The organism is Natranaeroarchaeum aerophilus (genome assembly GCF_023638055.1).
Classification (GTDB): Archaea; Halobacteriota; Halobacteria; order Halobacteriales; family Natronoarchaeaceae; genus Natranaeroarchaeum; species Natranaeroarchaeum aerophilum.
The window spans coordinates 33,560-57,140 of record NZ_JAKRVY010000003.1 but is presented as its reverse complement, the minus strand read 5'-3'; the positions used below and the strand labels follow the sequence as shown (position 1 = coordinate 57,140).

General features: G+C 61.8%; 25 protein-coding genes. 12 read left to right on the top strand and 13 right to left on the bottom strand.

What is annotated here, in order from left to right:
* Positions 1-47 precede the first annotated feature (47 nt).
* Entirely contained in the window at positions 48-2,186 is a 2,139-nt protein-coding gene (locus AArcSt11_RS07210; protein WP_250595882.1) for a thioredoxin domain-containing protein, read from the top strand.
* Here the strand turns inward: AArcSt11_RS07210 and AArcSt11_RS07205 are convergent, their stop codons facing one another.
* Complete coding sequence (locus AArcSt11_RS07205) at positions 2,187-3,401, bottom strand: AI-2E family transporter (protein ID WP_250595880.1); 1,215 nt, start codon at positions 3,399-3,401, stop codon at positions 2,187-2,189.
* A gap of 102 nt (positions 3,402-3,503) precedes the next feature.
* On the opposite strand from AArcSt11_RS07205, the gene AArcSt11_RS07200 reads away from it, so the two are divergent.
* Together AArcSt11_RS07200 and AArcSt11_RS07195 are read left to right on the top strand one after the other, a co-directional pair.
* Entirely contained in the window at positions 3,504-3,755 is a 252-nt protein-coding gene (locus AArcSt11_RS07200; protein WP_250595878.1) for an MTH865 family protein, read from the top strand.
* A 94-nt stretch (positions 3,756-3,849) separates the two neighbouring features.
* Positions 3,850-4,335, top strand: coding sequence for a hypothetical protein (locus AArcSt11_RS07195; protein ID WP_250595876.1), 486 nt, complete (start codon positions 3,850-3,852; stop codon positions 4,333-4,335).
* 8 nt (positions 4,336-4,343) lie between these two features.
* On the opposite strand, the gene AArcSt11_RS07190 is transcribed toward AArcSt11_RS07195, so the two are convergent.
* The 3 genes from AArcSt11_RS07190 to AArcSt11_RS07180 all read right to left on the bottom strand — a co-directional run bounded on the left by AArcSt11_RS07190 (position 4,344) and on the right by AArcSt11_RS07180 (position 5,582).
* Positions 4,344-4,526 carry a hypothetical protein gene (locus AArcSt11_RS07190; RefSeq protein WP_250595874.1) on the bottom strand — a complete coding sequence of 61 codons (183 nt, stop codon included), beginning with the start codon at positions 4,524-4,526 and terminating at the stop codon, positions 4,344-4,346.
* A complete protein-coding gene (locus AArcSt11_RS07185; RefSeq protein WP_250595872.1) occupies positions 4,526-4,762 on the bottom strand; it encodes a HalOD1 output domain-containing protein in 237 nt (78 codons plus the stop codon). The genes AArcSt11_RS07190 and AArcSt11_RS07185 overlap by 1 nt, the downstream gene beginning before the upstream one ends.
* Before the next feature lie 178 nt (positions 4,763-4,940).
* Entirely contained in the window at positions 4,941-5,582 is a 642-nt protein-coding gene (locus tag AArcSt11_RS07180) for a helix-turn-helix domain-containing protein (RefSeq protein WP_250595869.1), read from the bottom strand.
* A 177-nt stretch (positions 5,583-5,759) separates the two neighbouring features.
* Here AArcSt11_RS07180 and AArcSt11_RS07175 point away from each other — a divergent pair, with 177 nt between their 5' ends.
* The 3 genes from AArcSt11_RS07175 to AArcSt11_RS07165 all read left to right on the top strand — a co-directional run bounded on the left by AArcSt11_RS07175 (position 5,760) and on the right by AArcSt11_RS07165 (position 7,471).
* Positions 5,760-6,413, top strand: coding sequence for a helix-turn-helix domain-containing protein (locus AArcSt11_RS07175; RefSeq protein WP_250595867.1), 654 nt, complete (start codon positions 5,760-5,762; stop codon positions 6,411-6,413).
* 175 nt (positions 6,414-6,588) lie between these two features.
* Positions 6,589-6,939 (top strand): DUF7344 domain-containing protein, encoded by a 351-nt coding sequence (locus tag AArcSt11_RS07170; RefSeq protein WP_250595865.1) that lies wholly within the window; start codon positions 6,589-6,591, stop codon positions 6,937-6,939.
* A gap of 100 nt (positions 6,940-7,039) precedes the next feature.
* The gene (locus tag AArcSt11_RS07165) at positions 7,040-7,471 is read left to right on the top strand and encodes a universal stress protein (protein ID WP_250595864.1); all 432 of its coding nucleotides are present in this window, start codon (positions 7,040-7,042) and stop codon (positions 7,469-7,471) included.
* A gap of 24 nt (positions 7,472-7,495) precedes the next feature.
* Here the strand turns inward: AArcSt11_RS07165 and AArcSt11_RS07160 are convergent, their stop codons facing one another.
* Genes AArcSt11_RS07160 through AArcSt11_RS07150 form a run of 3 tightly spaced genes read right to left on the bottom strand, consistent with a single transcriptional unit; the run spans position 7,496 to position 10,064 of the window.
* Complete coding sequence (locus tag AArcSt11_RS07160) at positions 7,496-7,669, bottom strand: hypothetical protein (protein WP_250595862.1); 174 nt, start codon at positions 7,667-7,669, stop codon at positions 7,496-7,498.
* The gene (locus AArcSt11_RS07155; protein ID WP_250595860.1) at positions 7,669-8,301 is read right to left on the bottom strand and encodes a zinc metalloprotease; all 633 of its coding nucleotides are present in this window, start codon (positions 8,299-8,301) and stop codon (positions 7,669-7,671) included. The genes AArcSt11_RS07160 and AArcSt11_RS07155 overlap by 1 nt, the downstream gene beginning before the upstream one ends.
* Before the next feature lie 2 nt (positions 8,302-8,303).
* Positions 8,304-10,064, bottom strand: a complete 1,761-nt coding sequence (locus AArcSt11_RS07150; protein WP_250595858.1) for a TraB/GumN family protein — start codon at positions 10,062-10,064, stop codon at positions 8,304-8,306.
* 110 nt (positions 10,065-10,174) lie between these two features.
* On the opposite strand from AArcSt11_RS07150, the gene AArcSt11_RS07145 reads away from it, so the two are divergent.
* Positions 10,175-10,624 (top strand): acyl-CoA thioesterase, encoded by a 450-nt coding sequence (locus AArcSt11_RS07145; RefSeq protein WP_250595856.1) that lies wholly within the window; start codon positions 10,175-10,177, stop codon positions 10,622-10,624.
* Positions 10,625-10,627: 3 nt separating this feature from the next.
* On the opposite strand, the gene AArcSt11_RS07140 is transcribed toward AArcSt11_RS07145, so the two are convergent.
* From AArcSt11_RS07140 to AArcSt11_RS07125, 4 genes are all read right to left on the bottom strand, one after another.
* Positions 10,628-11,545 (bottom strand): DUF6159 family protein, encoded by a 918-nt coding sequence (locus AArcSt11_RS07140; protein ID WP_250595854.1) that lies wholly within the window; start codon positions 11,543-11,545, stop codon positions 10,628-10,630.
* Positions 11,546-11,602: 57 nt separating this feature from the next.
* The gene (locus AArcSt11_RS07135; protein ID WP_250595852.1) at positions 11,603-12,610 is read right to left on the bottom strand and encodes a cytochrome d ubiquinol oxidase subunit II; all 1,008 of its coding nucleotides are present in this window, start codon (positions 12,608-12,610) and stop codon (positions 11,603-11,605) included.
* The gene (locus AArcSt11_RS07130; RefSeq protein WP_250595850.1) at positions 12,607-14,079 is read right to left on the bottom strand and encodes a cytochrome ubiquinol oxidase subunit I; all 1,473 of its coding nucleotides are present in this window, start codon (positions 14,077-14,079) and stop codon (positions 12,607-12,609) included. The genes AArcSt11_RS07135 and AArcSt11_RS07130 overlap by 4 nt, the downstream gene beginning before the upstream one ends.
* A 156-nt stretch (positions 14,080-14,235) precedes the next feature.
* Positions 14,236-15,099, bottom strand: a complete 864-nt coding sequence (locus AArcSt11_RS07125; RefSeq protein ID WP_250595848.1) for a 3-hydroxyacyl-CoA dehydrogenase family protein — start codon at positions 15,097-15,099, stop codon at positions 14,236-14,238.
* Positions 15,100-15,248: 149 nt separating this feature from the next.
* Between AArcSt11_RS07125 and AArcSt11_RS07120 the strand changes: the two genes are divergently transcribed.
* The 4 genes from AArcSt11_RS07120 to AArcSt11_RS07105 all read left to right on the top strand — a co-directional run bounded on the left by AArcSt11_RS07120 (position 15,249) and on the right by AArcSt11_RS07105 (position 19,439).
* A complete protein-coding gene (locus AArcSt11_RS07120; RefSeq protein WP_250595845.1) occupies positions 15,249-15,977 on the top strand; it encodes a DUF7409 domain-containing protein in 729 nt (242 codons plus the stop codon).
* Between the two features lie 257 nt (positions 15,978-16,234).
* Positions 16,235-17,119, top strand: a complete 885-nt coding sequence (locus AArcSt11_RS07115) for a class 1 fructose-bisphosphatase (RefSeq protein ID WP_250595843.1) — start codon at positions 16,235-16,237, stop codon at positions 17,117-17,119.
* Positions 17,120-17,338: 219 nt separating this feature from the next.
* Positions 17,339-17,587 (top strand): amphi-Trp domain-containing protein, encoded by a 249-nt coding sequence (locus tag AArcSt11_RS07110; RefSeq protein WP_250595842.1) that lies wholly within the window; start codon positions 17,339-17,341, stop codon positions 17,585-17,587.
* A 49-nt stretch (positions 17,588-17,636) separates the two neighbouring features.
* A complete protein-coding gene (locus tag AArcSt11_RS07105; RefSeq protein WP_250595840.1) occupies positions 17,637-19,439 on the top strand; it encodes an acyl-CoA carboxylase subunit beta in 1,803 nt (600 codons plus the stop codon).
* Between the two features lie 186 nt (positions 19,440-19,625).
* Here AArcSt11_RS07105 and hemA read toward each other — a convergent pair whose 3' ends face one another.
* Positions 19,626-20,900, bottom strand: a complete 1,275-nt coding sequence (gene hemA, locus AArcSt11_RS07100) for a glutamyl-tRNA reductase (protein ID WP_238478893.1) — start codon at positions 20,898-20,900, stop codon at positions 19,626-19,628.
* 336 nt (positions 20,901-21,236) lie between these two features.
* Positions 21,237-22,841 carry an ethylbenzene dehydrogenase-related protein gene (locus AArcSt11_RS07095; protein ID WP_250595838.1) on the bottom strand — a complete coding sequence of 535 codons (1,605 nt, stop codon included), beginning with the start codon at positions 22,839-22,841 and terminating at the stop codon, positions 21,237-21,239.
* A gap of 290 nt (positions 22,842-23,131) precedes the next feature.
* Between AArcSt11_RS07095 and AArcSt11_RS07090 the strand changes: the two genes are divergently transcribed.
* Complete coding sequence (locus tag AArcSt11_RS07090) at positions 23,132-23,572, top strand: 2Fe-2S iron-sulfur cluster-binding protein (RefSeq protein ID WP_250595836.1); 441 nt, start codon at positions 23,132-23,134, stop codon at positions 23,570-23,572.
* Positions 23,573-23,581: the final 9 nt, after the last annotated feature.

Below are 23,581 nucleotides of genomic sequence, written 5' to 3'. Positions count from 1 at the left end.
TCTGTCGCCAAGGACGCCCTTTAGGGTCGCCAGCCCGTACGAGGGGTATGACCGATCCCACCCGTCGAAACCGCCTCGACGAGGAACAGAGCCCGTATCTCCGACAGCACGCGGACAACCCCGTCAACTGGCAGCCGTGGGACGAGGAGGCCCTCGCGGCCGCCGAGGAGCGCGACCAGCCGATCTTCCTCTCGGTCGGCTACTCGGCGTGTCACTGGTGTCACGTCATGGAAGCGGAGAGCTTCGAGGACGAGACGGTCGCCGAGAAACTCAACGAGAACTTCGTGCCGATCAAGGTCGACCGTGAGGAACGGCCCGACCTCGATAGCGTCTACCAGACCGTCTGCCAGCTGGTGAGCGGACGCGGGGGCTGGCCACTCTCAGTGTGGCTCACGCCCGAAGGAAAGCCCTTCTACGTGGGGACGTACTTCCCGCGGGAGAGCCGCCAGGGGATGCCCGGCTTTCTCGACCTGCTCGACAACATCGCAAACTCGTGGGAGGATTCACGCGGTGAGATGGAATCGCGCGCCGAGGAGTGGACGAAGGCCGCGAAAGGCCAGCTAGAGGAGACACCGAGTCAGCCCGCCGAGGTCGGCGATTCGGTGCTCGCCGACGCAGCAAACACGGCGCTCCGGGCGGCCGACCGCGACCACGGCGGCTTTGGCCCGGACGGCCCGAAGTTCCCCCAGCCGACACGGATTCACCTGCTCATGCGGGCCTACGAGCGTACCGGCCGGGAGACGTTCCGCGAGGCCGCCATCGAAACGCTCGACGCGATGGCCGACCGTGGGCTCTACGACCACGTCGGCGGCGGCTTCCACCGCTATGCGACCGACCGCGAGTGGATCGTGCCCCACTTCGAGAAGATGCTCTACGACAACGCAGAGATCCCGCGGGCCTATCTGGCGGGCTATCAGCTCACCGGCGACGATCGCTACGCCCGCGTTGTCGAGGAGACCTTCGAGTTCGTCGAGCGCGAGCTGACTCACGCGGAGGGTGTGGGCGAGCACGAGCACGGCGGCTTCTACAGCACGCTCGACGCCCAGAGCGACGGCGAGGAAGGCAAGTTCTACGTCTGGACGCCCCGCCAGATCGAGGAGATCCTCGACGATGATGCCGACCTGTTCTGCGATCGATACGGCATCACCCGGTCGGGTAACTTCGAGGGCAAGACCGTGCTGACGCTCGCCCGGAGCGTCGAGTCGCTCGCAGAAGAGTACGATCTCGGCGAAAGCTCCGTCGAGCGTCGTCTCGCTGACGCACGCGAGCAGGTGTTCGCGGCTCGCGAAGAGCGCATCCGCCCGGGACGTGACGAGAAGATCCTCGCGAGCTGGAACGGGCTGCTGATCTCCGCACTCGCCGAGGGTGGGCTGGTTCTCGACGAGCGCTGGACCGATCTTGCGGAGGACGCGCTTGCGTTCGTACGCGACCAGCTCTGGAACGCTGACACTGGCGAACTCGCCCGCCGGTACAAACCTACCGAAGACGGCGGCGATATCAAGGGTGAGGGCTATCTCGAAGATTACGCCTTCCTCGCCCGCGGTGCATTCGACTGCTATCAGGCGACCGGTGACGTCGACCACCTCGCGTTCGCGCTCGATCTCGCCCGGACGATCGAAGCCGAGTTCTGGGACGAGTCGGCGAAGACGATCTACTACACGCCGGAAAGCGGCGAGTCGCTGGTAACCCGGCCACAGGAGCGCCGCGACCAGTCGACGCCGTCGAGCCTCGGCGTCGCCGTTGACGTCTTGCTGTCGCTCGACCCCTTCGTCGATCACGACCGGTTCGACGAGATCGCGGGGACGGTCCTCTCGACACAGGGCCAGCATATCGAGTCGAGCCCGCTGGAGCACACGACGCTGGCGCTGGCCGCCGATCGACGGCGGACCGGGGACCTCGAACTCACCGTCGCCGCCGACTCGCTGCCGGACGAGTGGTGCGAGCGCCTCGCAGAAACCTACCAGCCGAACCGGATCCTCGCGCGACGGCCCCCGACGGCCGACGGGCTGGCCGAGTGGCTCGACACGCTGGAGCTGGACGAAGCGCCGCCGATCTGGCACGACCGCACGGCAGAATCTGGAGCGCCGACGATCTACACCTGTCGATCTTTCACCTGCTCGCCGCCGGTCACGACTATCGAGGAAGCCCTGGAGTGGGCCGAAGATCTGGCTCCCGACGCAAGGTAATCACTCGTCGTCGGCTGGTCCGTGCTCCGGCTCCGACGTGGGGTCGTCGGCTGGTCCGTGCTCCGGCTCCGACGTGGGGTCGTCGGCTGGTCCGTGCTCCGGCTCCGACGTGGGGTCGTCGGTCGGTTGTCCGGGCCGCTGGCTTGGATCAAAGCTATCGACCGGCCCGAGCTCCTGGCTGGAGCGTTCGGTCGCGGCGGCGTTGATCGCCGGCTCGCCGACCGCGAGCTTGTCGTAGTCGTCGACGAACGTGACGACCATCGCGACGAAGATCCCGAGGATGATCGGACCGACGAACAGCCCGACGAAGCCGAGGACGTACACCCCGCCGAACACGCCGACGAGAATGAGGCCGGGGTTGAGCCGCGCGCGTTTGTCGATCACGATCGGCCGGGCGTAGTTATCGACCATGCTCACGACGAGGACGCCGTAGAGGGCGAGGAACGTCCCCGATATCGGCTCGCTGACGATCACGAGGTAGATCGCCGCAGGGCCCCAGATCATGAACGCGCCGATCAGTGGGAGGAAGGCGAGCACGATCATCACGAACGTCCAGAAGACGACGTTGGGAAGCCCGGCGATCCAGAGGCCGATCCCGCCGAGCAGGCCCTGAACCACTGCGACGAAGATGTGTCCGATGACGACGCCCCAGGTCGTCTGCTCGATCTGCTCGAAGAGGTTCCCTGTGACCTCTCGCGGAAGCGGCGAGTTCTCTCTGATCCACGCGACGAACTCCGGGCCGTCTTTCAGCCCGTAGTAGATCAAAAAGAGTGCGAGCGCGAGGCCCAGCGATGTCCGGAGTGCAAGCGCGACGAACCCGGTCGCACCGGTAGAAAGCACTTCCAGTAACTCGCGCGCGCCAGTCATCAACAGCGGTTCGATCTCGACGACGAGGCCGAACTGGTCGAACAGGGCCGCTTCGACCTCGTCGATTTCGAGCCCAGTCCGTCCCCGGGCGAGGTTCTGGAGGTCCCGGATCAGGGCTGTAACGATGTAATAGAAGGGAAGCAAGGCCGCGATCACGGTCCCCGTGATCAACAGGATCGGTGAGAGTCGCTCGCCGACACGGGGAACGAGGCGGAGATGCAGCGGGTAGAGGACGTACGCGATCACGAGTGCCGAGAGGACGTACTCGATGAACGGTAAAACGACGATGAACGCCGCGAGCGCGGAGATCGCGATACAGACCAGCAGAAACGACTGGGAGCGATTCATGCCAACCTATATCGTACTGACGACAAAAAAGCTACTGACACGACGGTCCGCCGGGAGAACTACACGAAAGTTTAATATTTATCCCCGCTCACGTGTAGACACATGGCAGACAAAGACGACCTCAGAGACCAGATGATCGACGCCTTCGAGGGCGCTGACTACCCGATTTCCAGTCCGATGGATCTCGTTCCGGCGCTGCCGAACGGACCCGGAACGAAGTTCGAGTCCGGCGACTTCTCGATGACCGCAATGGAGCTTAACACCAAACTCGGCGGCGGGGACTTTCCCTACGACACGCCCGAGGCCTTTGTCGACGACGTGCTCGAACAGCTCGAAGACCAGGACCTGCTCTGAGCGTCAATCGGCCCGTATTTTTCGCACTCACCGACCAGCGGCGGCGTCGCGCGTCGTCACAGTCTATTTAATAGTTCGCTTCGCAGGGACCAGTATGCCCGAAATTGAGATCACCGAGGATCAACAGGAGTATCTGGAAGATCTGCGTTCGGAACTCGAAGCCGATATCGTCGGCCCCTACGGCCACGTCCGCATCAGCGACGCCGTCCAGTACCTGATCGACGACCACGATGGAACGCTCGATGACGTGCTCGCGGAAGGGACTGGAGGCGTCGAGGAGAGCGACGACGAGTCGGGCGACACCGAGGACGAGCCGGAGCCCGAAGACGCCGAAACGGACGAGGAGAGCGAGGACGCGGACGAAGCGGATGACGAGGATGCCAATGACGAGGACGAATCAGACAGTGCCGAAAGCGGTGAGGACCGCCTTTCGGCGATGATGTCACTGCTCGATACCCACGACGACAAATGGCGCGAGACGGAGGGCGACGCGCGCTACGAGGTCGACCTTCCGGATGGAACGACCGAGAACGCGGGGACGAAAGACGACGTCCGGGCGGTGTTGTTCAAGAACTACTGAACGGGAATTCAGTCGTCGGCGTTCTTTTCCACTTCGGTGACGATGACGTCCCAGTCGGGATGGTCCTCGCCGTTTCGACAGTCCCACCCGCCTTCGACCTCGACGTCGTTATCGTCCGCCCGGCGGAGCAGCGACGCGAGTGCAGACTGAAATGCCGTTTCCGAGACGATCGCAGATTCGGGTCGATCCATCAGTTGGCACCCCGACCCATGTCAGCTGTTGGCCCCTCGTCGGGCGGCGTGAGATCAATGGTTCCGTCGGTCGAGACGGAGACGTCGTAGCCCTCGAACTGAAAGGACACGTTCATCTCGTCATTTGCGTGGTCCACTACATCGTTCAGCGCGTCGATATCGACCGAGTACTGAAGCGGCTCCAGCTCGATCGGATCGACGTCTAACACGCTCGCAAGCGAACTCACGATGGCCATATCGGCAGAACACGTCTCGGGATCGTATCGTGCGCGATAGCTTTGAGACTGACGCGAAAACTCCATTGATTGCAGTTGACAGCCGTTCCATGTCTTGCTCATAACAGGAGAGTTAGTCGGCTTGAGCGTTTGAGGCTGACCACTTACTATACAGTATCTATATAAGTAAATCGGCGCGCTACTCCGGCATCAGCGTGGCGTCGATAAGCCGCCGATGGCCGCGCCTGAGCCGCGAGGACAGGGATTGCTGGGTGATCCCGAGCTCGTCGGCGATCTCCTCGAGCGAGGTGGTCCGCGGCGAATCGAAGTAGCCCCGCTCGAAGGCCAGCACGAGCGCCTCCTGCTGGGCGTCAGTCAGTTCGTAGCCCTCGCCGTGTATCGGTAACAGGGAGTGAACGGCCGTGATCGTGATCGGAATCTCGTGATCCTGGCAGTACGAGCGGAACTCGCTGATCTCCGCGCGCTCCTCGCCGCGAACCTCGAACTCCCAGCCGTCGGCCGTTCCGACGCCCGAGAGAACGACGAGATTCGTCTCCGCGAGGGCCGTCAGGATCCCCACGTACTCCCGATCCCACTCGACGCGCATGAGGTACTCCTGTTCGACGCTGTCGACGAGTTCGATATCGTTCGTCCCCTCGTGGGATTTGAACGCCGCCTCGATGTCCGTGGCCTCGGCTCCCCGAACCCAGAAGTACGGGATGATCACTGTCTCGTGGGGGATGAGTCGCTCCAGTTCGACGGTCACCGTCGGGAGGGTCTCGAAGACGGTTCCGAGCGGGAACTCGGCGGCTGGACTGGTGAACTCCATAACCGTGGCCATAGACTTTCATAGGGTGAAGCCGTGTATAATACCAAGTGATGGTGTACCAAGTGACACATGTGAGGTCTGACTGCAGAGGGGGTGCCGTGGTGCGGTCTCGAACACCGCCGTACGAGCGGGACTTGGTATACCAAGCCACCACATTTTGTACGGGCATACTAAATGGGGGAGTACTAAATGAGCGTAATTGCGGAGTTTCGAGTACCGGCGGGTGAGTTCGAACTCGGGCGTATTCTCACTGTCGCCGGCAACGCTTCTATCGAACTCGAAAGTCTCGTTCCGACCGGCGACGCGACCGTTCCCCTGTTCTGGGTCCACGATATCACTCGGGAGTCGTTTGTCGAACGGATCGAAGAACATCCGACCGTCAACGACGCGACCGAAGTGGACGTCTTCGAGGGGCGGACGCTGTTTACACTCGACTGGGACGCGAACCAGGACCACCTGTTTGCCGGAATCGGCCAGTACGATGGCCAGCTCCTGAGTGCCGTCGGCACGGCCGAGACCTGGAAGTTCGAGCTCCGATTTCCCGAACACGAGTTGCTCACTGGCTTTACGGACCATTGTGAGCGGGCGGGGATCTCACTGGAAATGACGCGCATCTACAATCCGACGGAGCCGGATGCCGGGCCGTGGTACGGGCTGACTGAGCCACAGCGGGAGGCGATGGAACTCGCAATCGAGCTGGGCTACTACGAGATCCCCCGTGGCTGTACCACGAACGAACTCGCCGCGAAACTCGGTATCTCCGATCAGGCCGTGACCGAACGGCTCCGCCGGGCGATCGTCACCCTGGCCACCCACACGCTCGTACCCGACGAACCAGGATAATATCAGTTTTTCTTGCAAATCTTCGAGCGCGCAGGAAATCATTGTGTATCCTGCAAATCTTCGAGCGCGCAGGAAACCATTGTGTATCATGGGGAACTGGGAGATGGTTCGATGGCATGCTATCGAACGTGACTGAGAGTTCCGGTCGAATGCAAACGAGACAGGTGACCCACACATGACCACGAACACCCCCAGCGACAGTGCAACAGCACCGCCGGAGGAACTGTTCGGCGCAGTTGCCAGCGAACCCCGACAGGTAGCCCTCCGTGCTATCGCAGCGACAGAGGACCGACCCATCGAACTGGAGCATCTCGCCGAGCGTGTTGCGGGAGAGCTACACGTCGGCGGGGCGACCATGACCGAGGCAGAGCGCGTCCGAATCGCGCTCCATCACAACCATCTCCCGAAACTGGAGGAGTCGGGACTGATCCGGTACGACGAGGACGGCAAGACCGTCGATGTCGCGGGGAATGGACTGGATCGACGGGTTCTCGAACTGATCGAGCCGACCGGGATGGCCGACTGAGCGATCGACCGACTGGGTGTACCTATTCGTCGGTATCGGTGGTTCTCGGGGGGTGAGAAATCGTGAAACTATTACAACGACCTGGTAAGTAGGGACAACTATGGACTATCTAGTTGCAACCGACGGCTCCGCAGTCAGCGACACGGCGATCGAACACGCGGCCAGGCAGGCCGGACTGGTCGACGCTGACCTCGAAATCGTCCACGTCCTGACGCCGGAGACCGAACTGGTCGACGGACAGGTCGTGTTGCCCGGCGAGGACGCCGCGCTCGAACAGGGCGAACGGATACTTGAGCAGGCGGAAACGGTTGCGGCACGGGCCGTCACCGAGGCGGACGCCGCAGTCCAGATCACGACCGAGCTGCTGACCGGCCGTCCCGCCGAGTCGATCACGACGTACGCCGACGAGAACGGAATCGAAGCTATCTACGTCGGTCATCGCGGCCTGTCTGACAAACCGGACTACGTCGTCGGGAGCGTCGCGAAGACGGTCGTTGACAAGACTACAGTCCCAGTGACCATCGTCAAATAGCCCGGACAGACGTCGAGCGTAGGCTCACTCGCCCATGGGCGGCTTGGGAGCCATGACGATCCCGAGTGCGATCGAGAGCAGGCCAGCGACGGCGCCGATCAGCAGGATCCCCCACTGGGGGTAGCCCGAGACCGCCGCCCCCGCCGCCGCGGAGACGAGCATGACGCCGGTCGCGATCGGTAGCTGATGGGACTCCATCAGAGGCCGAACCCGATCCGGGTAAAGACGAGGTAGGTCAAGAGGAGACACGGTGCGAACACGCCGAGGAAGACGGCCTTGCTCCAGTTGTAGACCGTCTTCCCATCCAGCGGGCCGAAGGGGATCATGTTGAACGTCGCCAAGAAGACGTTGATGAAGACGCCAAAGCGGCCCACCTGCTCGACAAAGGCGACCGGGGCGAACACCAGGGGGAAGAAGACGGCGGCGAGCCCGAGGTTCACCGCCGGTCCGGCGAGCGCGATCAGGCCGTTCTCGGCGAGCGTGATCCGGCCGCGGTGATGTACCGCGCCCGGCGCGGCGAAAATGAAGCCGATGATCGCGCTCATGATCGCGAGAAACAACATTCCGTAGTCGGCGCGGAACTCGGCAGCCTGGCCAAACCGGACCGCGGCGACCTTGTGGGCGAGTTCGTGCAGGATGAAGCCGACGCCGACGGTGACCATCGAGAGGACGAAGATCCCGCTGACGCTCGCCGCGCCGCCCGCCATGTGCAGGAAAATAAAGATCGCGAAGGCGACGCCCAGCGCGACCCACGCGATTGCCAGATCGCGTTTCTCGTCGGTACTGAACGTCAACTCGCGTCGCCGTGTTCGGGTTGGAACGCCGGCCATGATCAGGGGAGCAGGCCGCGGACGATCTCCGCGCCGTTGCGCGCGCCGTTGATCAGTTCGTTGCCGACGCCGCTGAGGCCGCCGATCTCGGGGGCCATGTAGGGTACGACGACCGTAATGAAGAGGAAGCTAGCGATAATCGAGCCGATGTTCGTCAGCGCGACCACCGTGATCAGCCGGAAGAGTGGCACCTCGAACATCCGGTCGATCAGCTCGGAGATCGGACTCTCAGTGTCGTCGAGGATCTCATTCAGGGTCTGGATATCGCTGACGTTGACCGGTCGTTTGCGAAGTTCCATGTAGCCGGTGAACCAGCCGGGCGCGAGCATCGGGTTGATGCTAGTTAGCCAGGCGACCGCGCCGCCGACGCCCGCGCTCGACCAGTGTGCGCCGCCGAGACGGGCAAGGCCGAACGCGAAGACGCCGTTGATCAGGAACCACGCGGCGAACAGCCGCAGCAAGAATCCGTCCTCGACGCCCGCGAGCAGGAGGAGGACGAAGAAGGCAGCGAACCCGATCGTAAAGAGGTAGCCGACTGCCTTGCCGATCGAGAACCGGCGCTTCTTTGCGGTCGTCGAGATCGATTGCAGATCCGGCAGCGTCGACGGCTCGTCGAGGTAGCGTTCGATCCCGGCCTGATGGCCCGCGCCCACGACCGCAACCACGTTGTAGCCGTTCGCGCGCAGGGCGTTGAGCTTGTGTGCGATGAAGGCGTCCCGTTCGTCGATCAGCGCTTCCGCGCCCCGAGGGCTAAAGCGGCGGAACTCCTCCATCATTGCCGAGACGACGTCGCCGTCGGTGAGCTCTTCGATATCGAACTCCTCGTCGATGCTTTCGACGTCTTCCATCGAGGCGTCCAGTGCAAGGCCGATCAGCGTCCCGACGAGGAGGCCAATCGCCCCGCCAGCCGCGACGCCGGTGCCGAGCCGCAGTGCCGTGACGCCGTAGCCCTCGAACGTCGCCGGGCCGAAGAAGCCAAACGGAGCGACCCCGCTCGTCACGAGCGCGACGGCACCGGCAATGCCGGCTACTGCACCGACCAGCAGTCGTGTCGTAAAGCCATCAAGCGGGAGTCCGGGCGGTGGACGAATCGTCGGCACGAAGAGGAAACCGATGAGGAGTCCGGCGATTGTGCCGAATCCGACTGCGCCGACAAGCTGGAGCAAGCCGGCGCTCGTGACGCCCAGCGTGAGCAGGTCGCCGTAGCCGAGCGCGGGGGCGATAACGACCCCGGCGATCGCGCCGAAGACCATCCCGAGCACGCCGCCGCCGACCACACCGAGGGTTCGAGGGTCGGTGATTCCGAGGGCGAGTCCGCCGACGAGTTTGGCCTTCTCCCCTATCGACAGTCTGGTCCAGAAGCGTTGCATCGTTACCTGAATATCGCGGTCGACGAGCGCAACGCCCATCCCGAGCTCTTCGGCCGTGTTGATCCCGGCCCGCATGTCGGCACCGGGTTCGATGTCGAACCGGTCGCCCATGCGCGTCTGGACGTAGGAGAGCATCCAGTAGGCCAGGAACTGAAAGACGGTGTTGCCGCTAAGCAGGTCCTTGGCCTCGATGTCGTCGGGCGTCTCGCCTTGCATCTGGCGATATCGTCCCTCGTCGAGCTCGACCGCGACGACGTCCGGGCGCTCCTCGCGGATCCGCGCTTCAACCCGCTCCGCGCTCTCGGCGGAGACGTGGGCCGTCCCGACAACGGTCACGTTCCCCTCCCCCGAGGGGACGGCGTCCACGTCCTCGGCTTCCGCTGCGTCGGTCATCTACGGCGACATATACGGGCGCGGTTTTTACGCTTGTCGTGTCATGGGTTCCGACCCCGGTATCGACAGCCGATCGTAGCACACTTGCCACGTCTCCGATGAGTTCGAGTATGCCGACGAACCTCCTCGATTCGTACATCGAGAACCGCGAGATGGTCCAGCCGAACCACGCAAACAGCCTCGAAACCGCCCACGGCGGCAACGTCGTCAAGTGGATGGACGAGGTGGGCGGGATGGCCGCGATGCGCTTTGCGGGCGAGACCTGCGTTACCGCCCGGATGGATCGGGTCGATTTCAAGCGGCCGATCGAGGTCGGGGATACGGCACTGATCGAATCCTACGTCTACGCGGCCGGAACGTCGAGCGTCCGCGTGCGTGTCCAGACCTATCGGGAGAACCCGCGTACTGCCGAGACAGAGCAGACAGCCGACTCCTACTTCATCTACGTGGCAATCGACGATAACCGAGATACCGTCGAAGTCCCCGACCTCGTCGTCGATTCGGAGCGTGGAGAACAGCTGCGACAGGAGGCACTGGCCGGTGAGAACGGCGACTACTAGCGCTCAGTCGTCGTCGACGAAGGTTCCCGAGGTCGGTCCGCCGGGACTGCCCGTGTTTGCTTTCTGTTCGGTCCGTCCCCCGAGCGTCTCGAAGTCGAAGTTGTCGAACTGATCGGGCTTGACACCCTCCTGTGCGTAGACGTACAGTGCCGTCTTTGCGATGCCCCAGATCGTCTGGCTAAGAAGATAGCTGAAGGTGATCGCGACCGCGACGAAGACGATCGCAAGCACGATACCGACGCCGGGGAGCGCAGTCGCCACGACCGCAGACAGTGCCAGTGCGACCACGATGAAGCCAACGCCAAACAGCAGGACGATCCCCGTGATCCCGAACCCGGCCCCGAGCGTCTCGCCCCAGGTGTCTCTGAACGTCCCGCCGCTCTTTTTGAACATCTCCGTCGTCGAGACCTCCTCGAAGACGATCACCGGGACGATGAAGAAGGTCATAATCGACCAGCCGAGCGCGAACAGCGAACGCATGATGGCTGCAACCGGACTATCGGAATTCTCCAGTATTCGGAAGATGATACTGACCGTCGCGGAGATCAGCGACCAGACGACGATCGGTCCGAGCCGACCGTTGATCGCCGACATACTCGATCGGAGCCCCGGCTCGCGCCCGTGAAACGCCTCGTTTGAGGCGTACACCAGCGCCGCCGAGAAGTACGTGCTAAAGAAGGTCGTCACGAAGTACAGCACGAACAGGACGACGTACTCCAGTCCGCCGCCGATGAACTCCGCAAGCACCATCGGGACGAAAAAGAGCACGAGGAAGAATATGCTCGAAATCGCCGCCAGCAATGGGAAGACCATCAGTTTCGGGTGATCGCGGATCACGCCGACGCTGTCTTTGGTAAGCGTCCAGCCGGTCTTCAGGCGGTCAAAAAACCCCAGTCCACCGGCGCGTGTGTTGGTTGCCATATCGGTAGCATACCCCCATCTGGCTTAATATTGATGGGTTGTGGTGCGAAACATCGGTCAGTACCCACCCTCGAAGGTATGCTCGTCGACGGGACCGGCGAATACGGAGTACAGATAGGCGAAATATCCAAGCACGAGTACGAGCACGGGCAGGCCGATGATCGTCGAGACGTTGAGCGGGATTGGCGAGACGACGGCGTCCCGGACTGTCATCTCGGCGGCCGGATAGATTGTCGGATACAGCAGTGAAATTACGACCGCGAGCAGGGCGAGCGCGAGGCCAGCAGTACTGGCAAACCACGCGCGGTCAGCGCCACGACCGGCAAAGACGACCGCAGCGACGCCCAGCCCGATCGTCGTAAGGACGATTGCAATGCCACTGATCGACGCAACGACCGACCGGATCGCCCCGGCGTCGAGCGCGACGGCGACGGTGAGCAACAGTACAACTGCGCCCAGATAGCCGACCACGGCACCCTGGCCGTACCGTGCCATCCGATCCCGGAGCGCGCCGTCGGTCTTGAGACCAAGGAGCGCTGCGCCAGTGCTCAGCGACAGTGCAACCACGACAACGCCAGTCAGGACGGCGGGCAAGGAGAGCGCACCGGTGCCGAAGACCCAGCTGCCCACCAGTGTCCCGAGCAGGAGTGGCGAGACGAGACTTCCGAGGATGAACGATCGGTCGCAGGTCTCCTGCCACGTGGCGTCTTCGCGTTCGTCACGAAGCTTCGGCGCGACACCCCGCGCAATCAGCGCGAACAGGATCGCGATCGCCAGCAGATAGTGCTCGCTGAGCAAGCGGGCGTACACCGGTGGGAACGCGGCGATCAAGAATGTGCCAAACCCGACCAGCCATACTTCGTTCGCCTTCCAGATCGGGCCGAAGGCAGCCATCAGTGTGTCGCGTTCGGCCTCGGTCTCACAGGTGGCATACAGCATACCGATCCCGAAGTCGAAGCCGTCGAGGAAGACGTACAGTCCCAGCGCGAGCATGACGACGGCGAACCACAACTCGGGGAGCGAGCCGATGAGATACTCGTCCAGCGAGACGAACAGCGGCGTCATTCGTGGGTACCCTCCGGCGCAGCCTCGTCGTCACGTCGCGCCGTGTCGGCGTCGGTGGCCGTCCCGGCGTCGCGACTGTCCGTCTCGCTGACGCTCTCGATCCGTTCGCGTTCCCGGCCCATAATCCGCCAGAACACGTAGACGAAGATCAGGAACAGCGCGGTGAACACGACGAAAAAGGCGACAAATGACAGGAGTGCCTCCGAGGTCGAGAGCGTCTCCGAGACTCCATCGTCGACCGTCAGGACGTCCTGTACGATCCACGGTTGCCGGCCTACTTCGGTGGTGTACCACCCCGAGATCATCGCGATAAACCCGAGCGGCGTCGACAGCATGAACGCGGCCAGCAACCGGTTGCTCTCTGTCAACTGTCCCCGATAGGCCCGATAGCCCGCCCACAGCGAGAGGGTGATAAACCAGACCCCCAGGCCGACCATCACCCGGAACGACCAGAACACCACCGCTACCGGGGGTGTATCCTCGAACTCGTTGAGGCCGGTCACCTCGGTCTCTGCATCACCACCCGTTAACACCGAGGCCAACTCTGGGATACTTATTGTCCAGAGGTTCTCCGCCCGTGGATCAGTGAGCCCGTCGAGACTGTTCGGGAACGCGATGATGTGCAGATCGGCCCCCGTCTGTGTCTCGTAGTGGGCCTCCATCGCGGCAAATTTCGCTGGCTGGGTGTCCTCGACGTGGCGCGCGTAGGCATCGCCCTGTAACGCCTGGAGCGGTGCGGTAACGATCAGAACGACGATCGCGATCATCAATGCGGTTCGCCAGACCGTCGAGTCGCGGTTGTGCCAGATGAAGTAGGCCGCGACTCCGGCGATGAGCAGGGCAACGGCGATTACCGCAGAGAGCTGCATGTGTGCGTACATCCACGGCAGCCGCGGCGTCAGCATCGCAGCGACGGGGTCGGTCATCGTGGCGACCTCCAGTCCGCTCCCGTCGTCGACGAGTTCGTAGCCCTGTGGGGTCTGCATCCACGCGTTGACGACGATAATCCAGAACGCCGACAGCCACGCGCCGACTGCAACCAGCACTGACGAAAGCACGTAGGTCCGATCACTGACCCGCTCGCGGCCAAAGAGCAGAATACCGAGGAAGACTGCTTCGAGGAAGAAGGCCATCTTCGCTTCGAAGGCAAGCGGACCGCCGATCAGTTCGCCAGTCACCTCCGAGAAGATCGGGAAGTTCGTGCCGAACTGGAAACTCATCGGGATCCCTGTCGCCGTGCCCATCACGAAGCCGATCGCAAAGACCGTCACCCAGAACTCGCGGAGCCGGGCGTACCGCTGGCTCCCCGTTCTGACGTCTTTCCACGTAAAGTAGACGATAAACGGTGCGAGCCCAACAGATAACGACGCGAAAATGATATGAATCGTGATCGTCCACGCGAACTGTGACCGACTCAGAAACGTCGGCTCGAGTAGCCCCAGCACCGGGGCGAGTGCGGTCCCGAGCATCAGCGGTCGTCCTCCAGCCGACTGGCTGCCAACCGTCCGTACGGGCGCTTGATCGTCGTGCTCTTCCCCGGGGCGATTCGGCTCACAGTCATTGGTGAGCCGTCTCCCACAATACGGCTTAATACCGACGCGGTTTCTCGAACCGTGAGAACGTGGTCAATCGTATTCGTAGAATCCCTCGCCCGTCTTCTTGCCGAGGTCACCCGCCGCAACCTTTCGCTTGAGCAGATAGGCGGGTGTGTATCGGTCGCCCAGTTCCTCATGGAGCGTCTCCGAGGCGTGCAGGGCGACGTCTAGCCCGATGTGGTCGGCGAGTTCGAGTGGTCCCATCGGAACGTTGGTACCGAGTGTCATCCCGCGGTCGATATCCTCCTTGCTGGCGACACCCTCGTCGTATGCGCGGATCCCCTCGTTGAGCCAGGGGATGAGGATCCGGTTCGTGACGAAGCCGGGTTTGTCGTCGGCTTCCCACGTTTCCTTGCCGAGATCTTCGGCGAAGGTATGGGCGAACTCGACCGTCGCCTCATTCGTCTTTTCGCCGACGACGACCTCGACGCCGTCCATAATTGGGACCGGGTTCATGAAGTGCAGACCGACGACCTGTTCCGGTCTATCGGTCGCGCTGGCGATCGTCGTGATCGAGAGGGTGCTGGTGTTGGTGGCGAGATAGGCATCCTCGTCGAGCAGGTCGTCAAGCGACGAGAAGACGTCCTGCTTGATGTCGATATCTTCGATCACCGCCTCGATAACGAGATCGCAACTCTCCATGTTGTCGAGGTCAGTGGTCCCCTCGATCCGTTCGCGGGCAGCCGCCGCATCGGCCTCCGTCATGTCGCCGCGATTCACGAGTCGACCCAGACTGTCGTCGATCCGGTCGATTCCATCCTCGACGAGGTCGGGGTCGATATCCCGGAGTACGACGTCGTATCCCGCAGTTGCAGCGACCTGTGCGATTCCACTGCCCATCTGTCCGGCACCGACGACACCGACCCGCTCTACCCTGTCGAGAGCCCCGTGCATGACGAAGCATAGAACGGCATCGCCGATAAACGTTTGTTCCCTGATAATAGTATCGTAATCAATACGTGTCTGACGGGTCCAGTCGTGTGATACTGGGAGCAAGTTTCAAGAACCTGTGTAATAATCATCGGGTAATCAGGTGATCACCCGTGAGCGAGGATACACGAGAGGACCTAGAAGAGTTGCGCTATATCGGCCCTGCGACCGCCGAAACGCTGCGCGCCGAGAGCGTGGCGGCGGCCGATATCCGCGACAAGCGCGTCTCGTACCAGCTGCTCGTCGACGCGGGCATCAACGCGGGTGTCGCGACGAAGATCAGGCGCTGGCACTCGCTACCGTGGACGTTCGGCGGCGAGGGAAGCCAGCTCGACAATCGATCGAAGAACGTCCGTGGGCTTCGTGATGGGGAACGCAAGTGGGTCGCGGCGAGTACGGGGAGTGACGCTACAACTGATGGCTCCGCAACGGATGGCGATTGGTCGCCTGCCGGATCCGCGGATGGTCGCACCGAGAACCGGTCGAGGATTCGAGACGGCGACTGGACGCCGTCCGGAGATATCGACGATACTGACGACTCGTTCACCGAGGACGACTGGACGTCCGAACGCGGCACAAGCGACGGGGAGACAACCGCGGAGACGGATGGTGGAGGGACCGCCGTTGCCGCCGAGTCGGCATGGCGCGAACGGTCGAAGCCCGATCCCATCACCGCGGTTGCTGGTGTCACGGAAGACGACGCCGAACTGCTGGCCGAGGCCGGAATTACGTCGGTACGCCGGCTTGCCACCGCCGATCCCGAACAGGTAGCCGATCTACTCGACATCGAACACGAGCGCGTCGAGGACTGGCATTCGGCGGCAACATCGATGACTCCTTAGCGGTGAATTAACTATGTCTGTAGTAATGCGCTGTCTTCCACATAAAGTCCTTAAATAGGACGAAACCCGATTTACGACTGTCTAAACTGCCCTTCTCAAATTGCAATACGACCAATAACTATATATGTGTGATTACCGGATTACGAAATAGATGAACGCCCTGAGCGACACTCTGTACTCGGTACGTACTGCCGAACGAACTCCAGCGGTCGACGCGAGAACGGACGGGATCGGGGGGCCAGTCGATGAGTGACAGTATGAAAACGGTACGAACAGCGACTGCGACGGGTCAGGTGCGGACGTCGATCACCGATCAGGTCTTCGAGACGATTGCCGAGAGCACGCCCGAACTGCGCGATGCAATTCGAGGGCGTCGTGGGAAAACTGAATCAACGAACAGGAGCGGTGAGCGCCAGCGCGCAGCCGATCTCTGGTTCGACGAAGTGCTCGCCGAACGGCTCGGCAACATCGACGGGGTGGGGACGTACGCGAGCGAAGAACGGTCGGATCCCGTCGATGTCGGCGACGGGTTAAGCGTCACCGTCGATCCACTCGATGGTTCCTCGAACCTCGACTCGAACAATCTCGTCGGGACGGTCGTCGGCGTCTACGATGGGGCGCTCCCGGCGAGCGGTCGAGATCTCGTCGGTGCGGCCTTCGTCGTCTATGGCCCGACGATCACGATGGTCTCGGCGACGGCCGGGACAGTCACCGAGTACGAGGTCGTCCACGGTGAGCTAGAGTGCCAGGAGCGAGATCTGGAACTCCCGCCCGAACCCAGCGTCTTCGGCTTCGGTGGGGGAGTCGACGAATGGTCCGACTCCTTCGAGTCGTACGCCGAGGGGATTCGTGAAAACCTGAAACTCCGGTATGGGGGTGCCCTGGTCGGCGATGTCAATCAGGTGCTGGGATACGGTGGCGTGTTCGCATATCCCGCACTCGAATCCAGACCCGCCGGTAAGCTTCGCCACCAGTTCGAGGCCGCGCCGATCGCCTATATCGTCGAATGCGCAGGGGGACGCTCTAGCGACGGCCGCCAGTCAATCCTCGAGATCGAACCGGGCGATTTACACGAGCGGTGTCCCCTGCACGTCGGTAACAAGACATTGATCGACGAACTCGAACGCTCGCTCGGCACGTAATCAGTGCCTACTCCCCAGTAGAAACTGTATAACAAAGCGAGTACTCCCACTTTCCAGCAAGTGGACGCAGCAGCGTCCGCCGGCCTGCTGGGGAGACAGGCCGCCAGGGGGAAAGAGGAGAGAGGACGGCCGCGTCACACGCGCCGCTGATGGGGGACGGTTCGGCCGTTACTTTTTAATCACAGTATTACTATCCCACGTCGACAATGCTGTTGGTCCATGGCAGAACGAACGTCGAGTTCGGAGACGGTATCGACCGAGGAGATGGCACGGTACCTTCGAGAGCTCGCGGATGCCTTCGAGGATGCGGAGACGCGCATTTCGGTCGGAAACAAGTCCGTCAGAGTGTCGCCGCCCGAGGAGGTCAACTACTCGATCGACGTGATCGAACGTTCGGCGCTGCTCAGAGGAGATCACGAGACGATCGAGATCGAGGTGAGCTGGAAACCGGCAACGTCCGGGAACTAATATCACGAACGACCAAAATATTTTATCCGCAGTCGTTCCATTCAGTGACGTGAAAGTTCGTATCGGGAACACGGCAACCGACGAGGAGGCCACAGCGATCGCCGCGGCGCTTGCGACCCACGTCGACGAGCGGATCGAGGTCTATGTCGGAGAGGAGCCGGAGCCGACCGTTACACGTTCTCCGGATGATGATCCGGACCGGCCGACCCGGGAGCATGGAGACGCCAGTGGCCCGGAAGCCGACCTCGGACCAACGGACCGGGAACGACGGCTTCGTGAGGAGATCGACGATATCGAACAGGGCGGTCCGGAGAAGTACCGCGAGCGTCTCGACGAGCAGGGTAAACTGTTCGTCCGCGAGCGTCTGGCGCTGTGGTTCGGCGACGACGATGTGTCGGACGGGGAAGAGACCGCCCTCCACTTCGAGGACGGTGCATTCGCCAACTTCGATAGCTGGCATCCGAACAGTCCCGAGGTCGACGATCCCGATCCCGATACGAGACTGCCAGCCGATGGCCTGCTGACAGGTGCTGCGGCATTCGAGGGGCGGGACGTCCACTTCATGGCGAACGATTTTACTGTGAAGGCGGGTTCGATGGCCCAGCGCGGCGTCGAGAAGTTCCTGCGGATGCAACAGCGCGCGCTCAAGTCGGGCAAGCCGGTGCTGTACCTGATGGACTCCTCGGGCGGCCGGATCGACGAGCAGACCGGCTTTTTCGCCAACCGCGAGGGGATCGGGAAGTACTACTACAACCACTCGATGCTCTCCGGTCGCGTGCCACAGATCTGCGTACTTTATGGCCCATGTATCGCTGGCGCGGCGTACACGCCCGTTTTCGCCGATTTCACGGTGATGGTCGAGGACGTCAGCGCGATGGCGATCGCCAGTCCCCGGATGGTCGAGATGGTCACCGGCGAGCGGATCGACCTGGAGGAGCTCGGCGGTCCCCGGATCCACATGGAGGAGTCGGGGAGCGCGGACCTGATCGCCCGCGACGAGGAACACGCCCGCGAACTGGTCGCCGATCTGATCGGCTACCTGCCCGACAGAGCGGGGGAGAAGCCGCCGAAACGGGAGGGAAAGTCACCGGCGAAGGCACCCGATGGGATCGACGCGGTCGTCCCCGAGAAACCGAACGAGAGCTACGACGTGCTGGACCTGATCGAGCGGGTCGTCGATGCCGACTCCTTTTTCGAGCTACGGGAGGACTACGGCAAGGAGATCGTTACGGGATACGCCCGGATCGACGGCCGACCGGTGGGTATTGTCGCCAACCAGCCTGCGGTCCGTGCGGGGGCGATATTCCCCGACGCCGCCGAGAAGGCGGCCGAGTTCATCTGGAAATCCGACGCCTATGAGATCCCGATCCTGTATCTCTGCGACACGCCCGGCTTCATGGCGGGGTCGCAAGTCGAGAAGGAGGGTATTCTGGAACAGGGCAAAAAATTCATCTACGCCACCTCTTCGGCCACGGTCCCACAGCAGACCGTCGTCACGCGCAAGGCCTACGGCGCGGGCATCTACGCCATGGGTGGCCCGGCCTACGATCCCGAGAGCGTCATTGCGCTACCCTCCGGCGAAATCGGGATCATGGGTCCCGAGGCCGCAATCAACGCCGTCTACGCCAACAAGCTCGACGAGATCGACGATCCCGAGGAGCGAGCCGAGCGTGAGGCGGAGCTCCGCGAGGAGTACCGTGAGGACATCGACGTCCACCGAATGGCCAGCGAGGTCGTCATCGACGAGATCGTCCCGCCGAGCGATCTCCGGGCGCAACTGGCCGCCCGCTTTGCGTTCTACGAGGACGTCGAGAAAGAGGTGCCCGAGAAGAAACACGGCACCGTTCTGTAGCGGCCGGGGATTTCGGCCCGGTCGGCACCGGTCGGTGGCCATTTCGTGCACAAATTCCAAACATTGTAGAATGTCTGAACATCGTGCCGTCCGGAACCGGGGCGTTCGGCCGCCCGCGCGTTGCTAAGGGATTCATTGGGCCACCAGTTCAAAATTTATAAGTACTCCTGTTCACTCCGCTGGATCTCACTCCTCAGTGAGGTGGTTGTCGAAAAGTCGAAGCAGCGTGTCGACGGTCTCCTGATCGTCCTCGGCTGCCGCCCGACGTAGCTCGGACGTCGTGGGATGTAACAGCTTGTTGACAATTGCCATCGAGAGATCCCGGACCACAGTCTCCTGGCGTTCCGTGAGCGGCTCCCCCTTTTCGTTGTGTAACCGTGCAAGCGCCCGCTCGGTCTCGGACTCGCGGAGCGTGTGCGCCTGCGAGTAGATCCGGTCGAGTGTGTCGTCGACACGTTCGACCCGGAGCTGTTCTTCGAGCCGGTCACTCTCCTCGTCGATAATCGCCCGGACGTCGTCGATCGCCGCCTCGCGCCGTCGTATCTCGCTGTTTCTGACGGCCAACACCTCGTCGATGGTCGTCACCGAGATGTCATCGAGGTCGGCGACAGCCGGATCGACATCGCGGGGGTTCGCGAGATCGATCATGATCAGCTCGTGGCCGACAAGCTGGCCGAGCGTGAGGACGCGGTCGTCGGCTCCCGTGGCGGACACCACCACGTCCGCACGCTCAAAGTATGCGTTCGACAGATCCGCGATCCGGATGGCCTCCCCATCGACCGTTTCCGCGAGCCGTTCGGCTCCGTGCCGGCTCCGGTTCGCAACAACGACCGACCCGTCAGTGCCGGTCCGACAGGCGATGGAGTCGACGACCAGCTCCGCGACCTCGCCAGCACCGACGACCAGCACGTCACAGTCGGCGATCCGGTCTGGCCCCTCGACCGCGGCAAGTTCGTGGTGGATCCGATCGAGGGTGACGCTCCCCAGCGAGACCGCACCCTCATTGATCGCGGTCTCGGTTCTGGCACGCTCGCCGACGCGGATCGATTTCGAGATGACCGTCTCCAGCCGTCCGTTCACCGCGCCCTCATCAACTGCGTTGTGGTACGCATCACGAAGCTGTCCAAGCACTTCGTCCTCCCCGAGCACCCCGCTTTCGAGTCCCGAGGCAACCTGAAAGAGATGGGTAACGGCAGCTTCCCCGGTTAGCAACCGACCGCCGTCCGGCGTGACGTCGACGCCGACGCACCGACCGACCTCCGCGAGTACGCAGCGTGCGCGGGATCCGTATGCATACAGTTCACACCTCTGACACGTATTGAGAACAAACGTCTCCTCGATCCCACTCTCCTCGTGGATCGATCGGCGAGCCGTCGGCTCCGCGCCGTCACGGATCGATTCGAGACGGTCGAACCCGTCGCTTCCGAGCGTCACTGAGAGACCGGCGATATCGTCGTACATGTGTGTTCGAAATCCGACGACCCCACGGAACGGGATGTTACCCCGTCGTGCAACCGTTACTTCCGCGGGATGTCCGGGCTCTCGAGTTCGAGCATCCGCTGGGCATCTCTGCCCATTTCGACGTCAGGCTCGATGTCAAAGCCCGTTTTTTTCGACTACTTCAGCCGTCCATTCCTCCCACTCATTGCTTTCGATAGCTGGTGGTGGGCCTCTACTCATACATAACTGTACTAGCGGATCCTGTCTACGCCACTCGCTGTATATTACAGCTTTTTAACCGGTGCCTCCGTCACAGAGACGGAAAGAGCGACCGTGGTCGAATCCCCTGTGCGAGGATTATTTGCGCGGCGCCATCGACTCTTCCAGATCGATCATGCGCTGTGCGAACTCCTCGGGAGCCTCGTCGTGGTATTCCCAGATATTGATCTCGTTGTTTCGGATATCGTCGACCTGAGGGTGTTCCCCACTGATCATCCATGTCCAGTCAGTTTGACCAGGGTACATCAGCGGAAGTGTGTAGGTCTCGATGTCGTCCCAGTCTGGTTCGCCCTCGATCTCTTCGGCGACCAGTTCCGATGTGCCGAGTTCATCACTCTCACCCTGGTATTCGGGCTCGACGCCGAGTCCGAGTTTGTACGGATATCCGACCCAGTGCCAGCGCTGGGCACCTCCACCATGGACAGCCGGTGAGAAGTCGTAGACTTCACCCGGTTCGAATTCCGTTTCACCGAGATACCCCACAGAGAGGTCACGCCACATCTGGACGGTCCACGTTCCGTCTTCCCACGTTGCGTCCACTTGCCAGATCGCTCCTGGCCCCTCGACTGCGTCTGGACGGTTGTAGCGTCGGGGGATGACTGCTCCCTCGTAGATATCAGCTTCCTCCTCGTCGAACGGCACCATGTTTTCGTTCTCGATCAAGGCGTGCGTATCGGTCTGTAATACCTCCCCTTCGTAAATCTCGTCGAGGTCCAATGTCCCGCCCTCAACGACCTCCGGATCGAACATGTACTCCGGGTTGCCGTCCACGAGATCCTGACTGTTCCGAATCCGCGTCGAGGGCTCATCCATTGCACCATGGCGGTGGTCAAGGATGCAGTGTGTCGTTCCGTAACCGCCAGGTCCACCACGGTGTGCCCGGAACATAGGCATATCGAGGAACTCACCGTTTTCTAGCATCTCGTCGAGCTCCTCCTGATCTTTGACATCGTCCCAGTCGTTTTCCCACCACTCACCGTTTCGGGATTGTGGAATGTACTTTCTGACGTCGTCATTTTCGAGGATGTCTCCGTGATGGGGGTGCTCTTCGACTTCCTCACCTTCGACTGCTCCCGGCAGCGTTCGCGTTCCTTCGTGGATAGTAAGCCAACCGCCGAAGTTCTCGAATCCTTCGACACTACCGTCATCAATAAAGAAGGCCAGCCGATCCTCGGTAAAGCCACTGAAAATATCGCCGACGCCGTAGTCCGGATCCGCGGCACCGGGGTTGGGCTCACCGTACCGTACCCATTCGTCATCTTCGTACACGAACAGGTCGTGGAACCAACCGTTCGGTACGTCCCAGTCCCACTCGAAATTGAAGAAAATCTGCTCGTCGTTGTACGCGACTTGGGTATCGAGTGAGATGACGAGGTCTTTCATCGCCCAGTCCGGCATCATCGTGTCGATTTCGGTGTAATCTGGACGCTCTGTTGTTTCCTCGTCGTCCTCGTCACCGTTTTCCGGCTCCGGATCGTCAGCAGTGTCGTCGTCCGGTTCCTCGAACAGGCCGAGACAGCCAGCGACGGCGACGGTCCCGAGACCACCAATGGCACCCAGTAGTCGCCGACGATGAGTCTCCGAACTCCCCCGCGGCATCGTGAACGTTCCGTCGAGACTCTCTTCGATCTCGTTTGCTTGCTCTTCGTCTATCGGCGGTTCAGCCGGTTGGTCATCGCCCATATTCTTCCTTCAATACCTGTGGGTACATTTATGTGTCTTCATATTTCAGTCATTTATATGATTCCGTACAGCTCGCTGTAACAGCCGCTCGTCCTGAGCAAGTGTAAAAAGGAATGTAAAAGTGTAAAAAGGAATGTAATATACAGGACAACCCAGACCCGTGAACAGCAGCTATCATTAAGTGTAAGTCACAGCACTCTGACCCCCTCCACGACCACGCCGATGACGACGATTACCCGAACCGACGTCGCGTCCGTGCCGATCCCGAACGCCGACGCCTGCTAGTTGCGATGGGCGGTGCCGGAACCATCGCGATTTCGGGTTTTCTCGGCCTGTTCGACGACGAAGAGGACGAACCGGAAGAAGACGAACCCGAAGAGGAAGAAAACGGCGAGGAAGACGAACCCGAAGAAGAGAACGGCGAAGAAGAAGCCGCCGAAATGTACGAAGTCGAGTTCCTGGAGTTCGACGAGACCATCGAGGTCGATGAAGAGGAAGCGCTGCTCTACGCCGGACTGGACGAGGGGTGGGATCTGCCCTACGCCTGCGAAGCCGGCACCTGTGGCCAGTGTACGGCCCGCTACGACGGGGATGCCAACGAGGTTATTAGCCACGACGGCAACGAGTACCTCGACGACGAGCAGATCGAGGACGGCTGGTTCCTCACCTGTGTCGGCTACGCCGAGGACGACTTCGCGATGGAAACAAACGTTCATCCCGACGACGACTGAGCGCTCTCC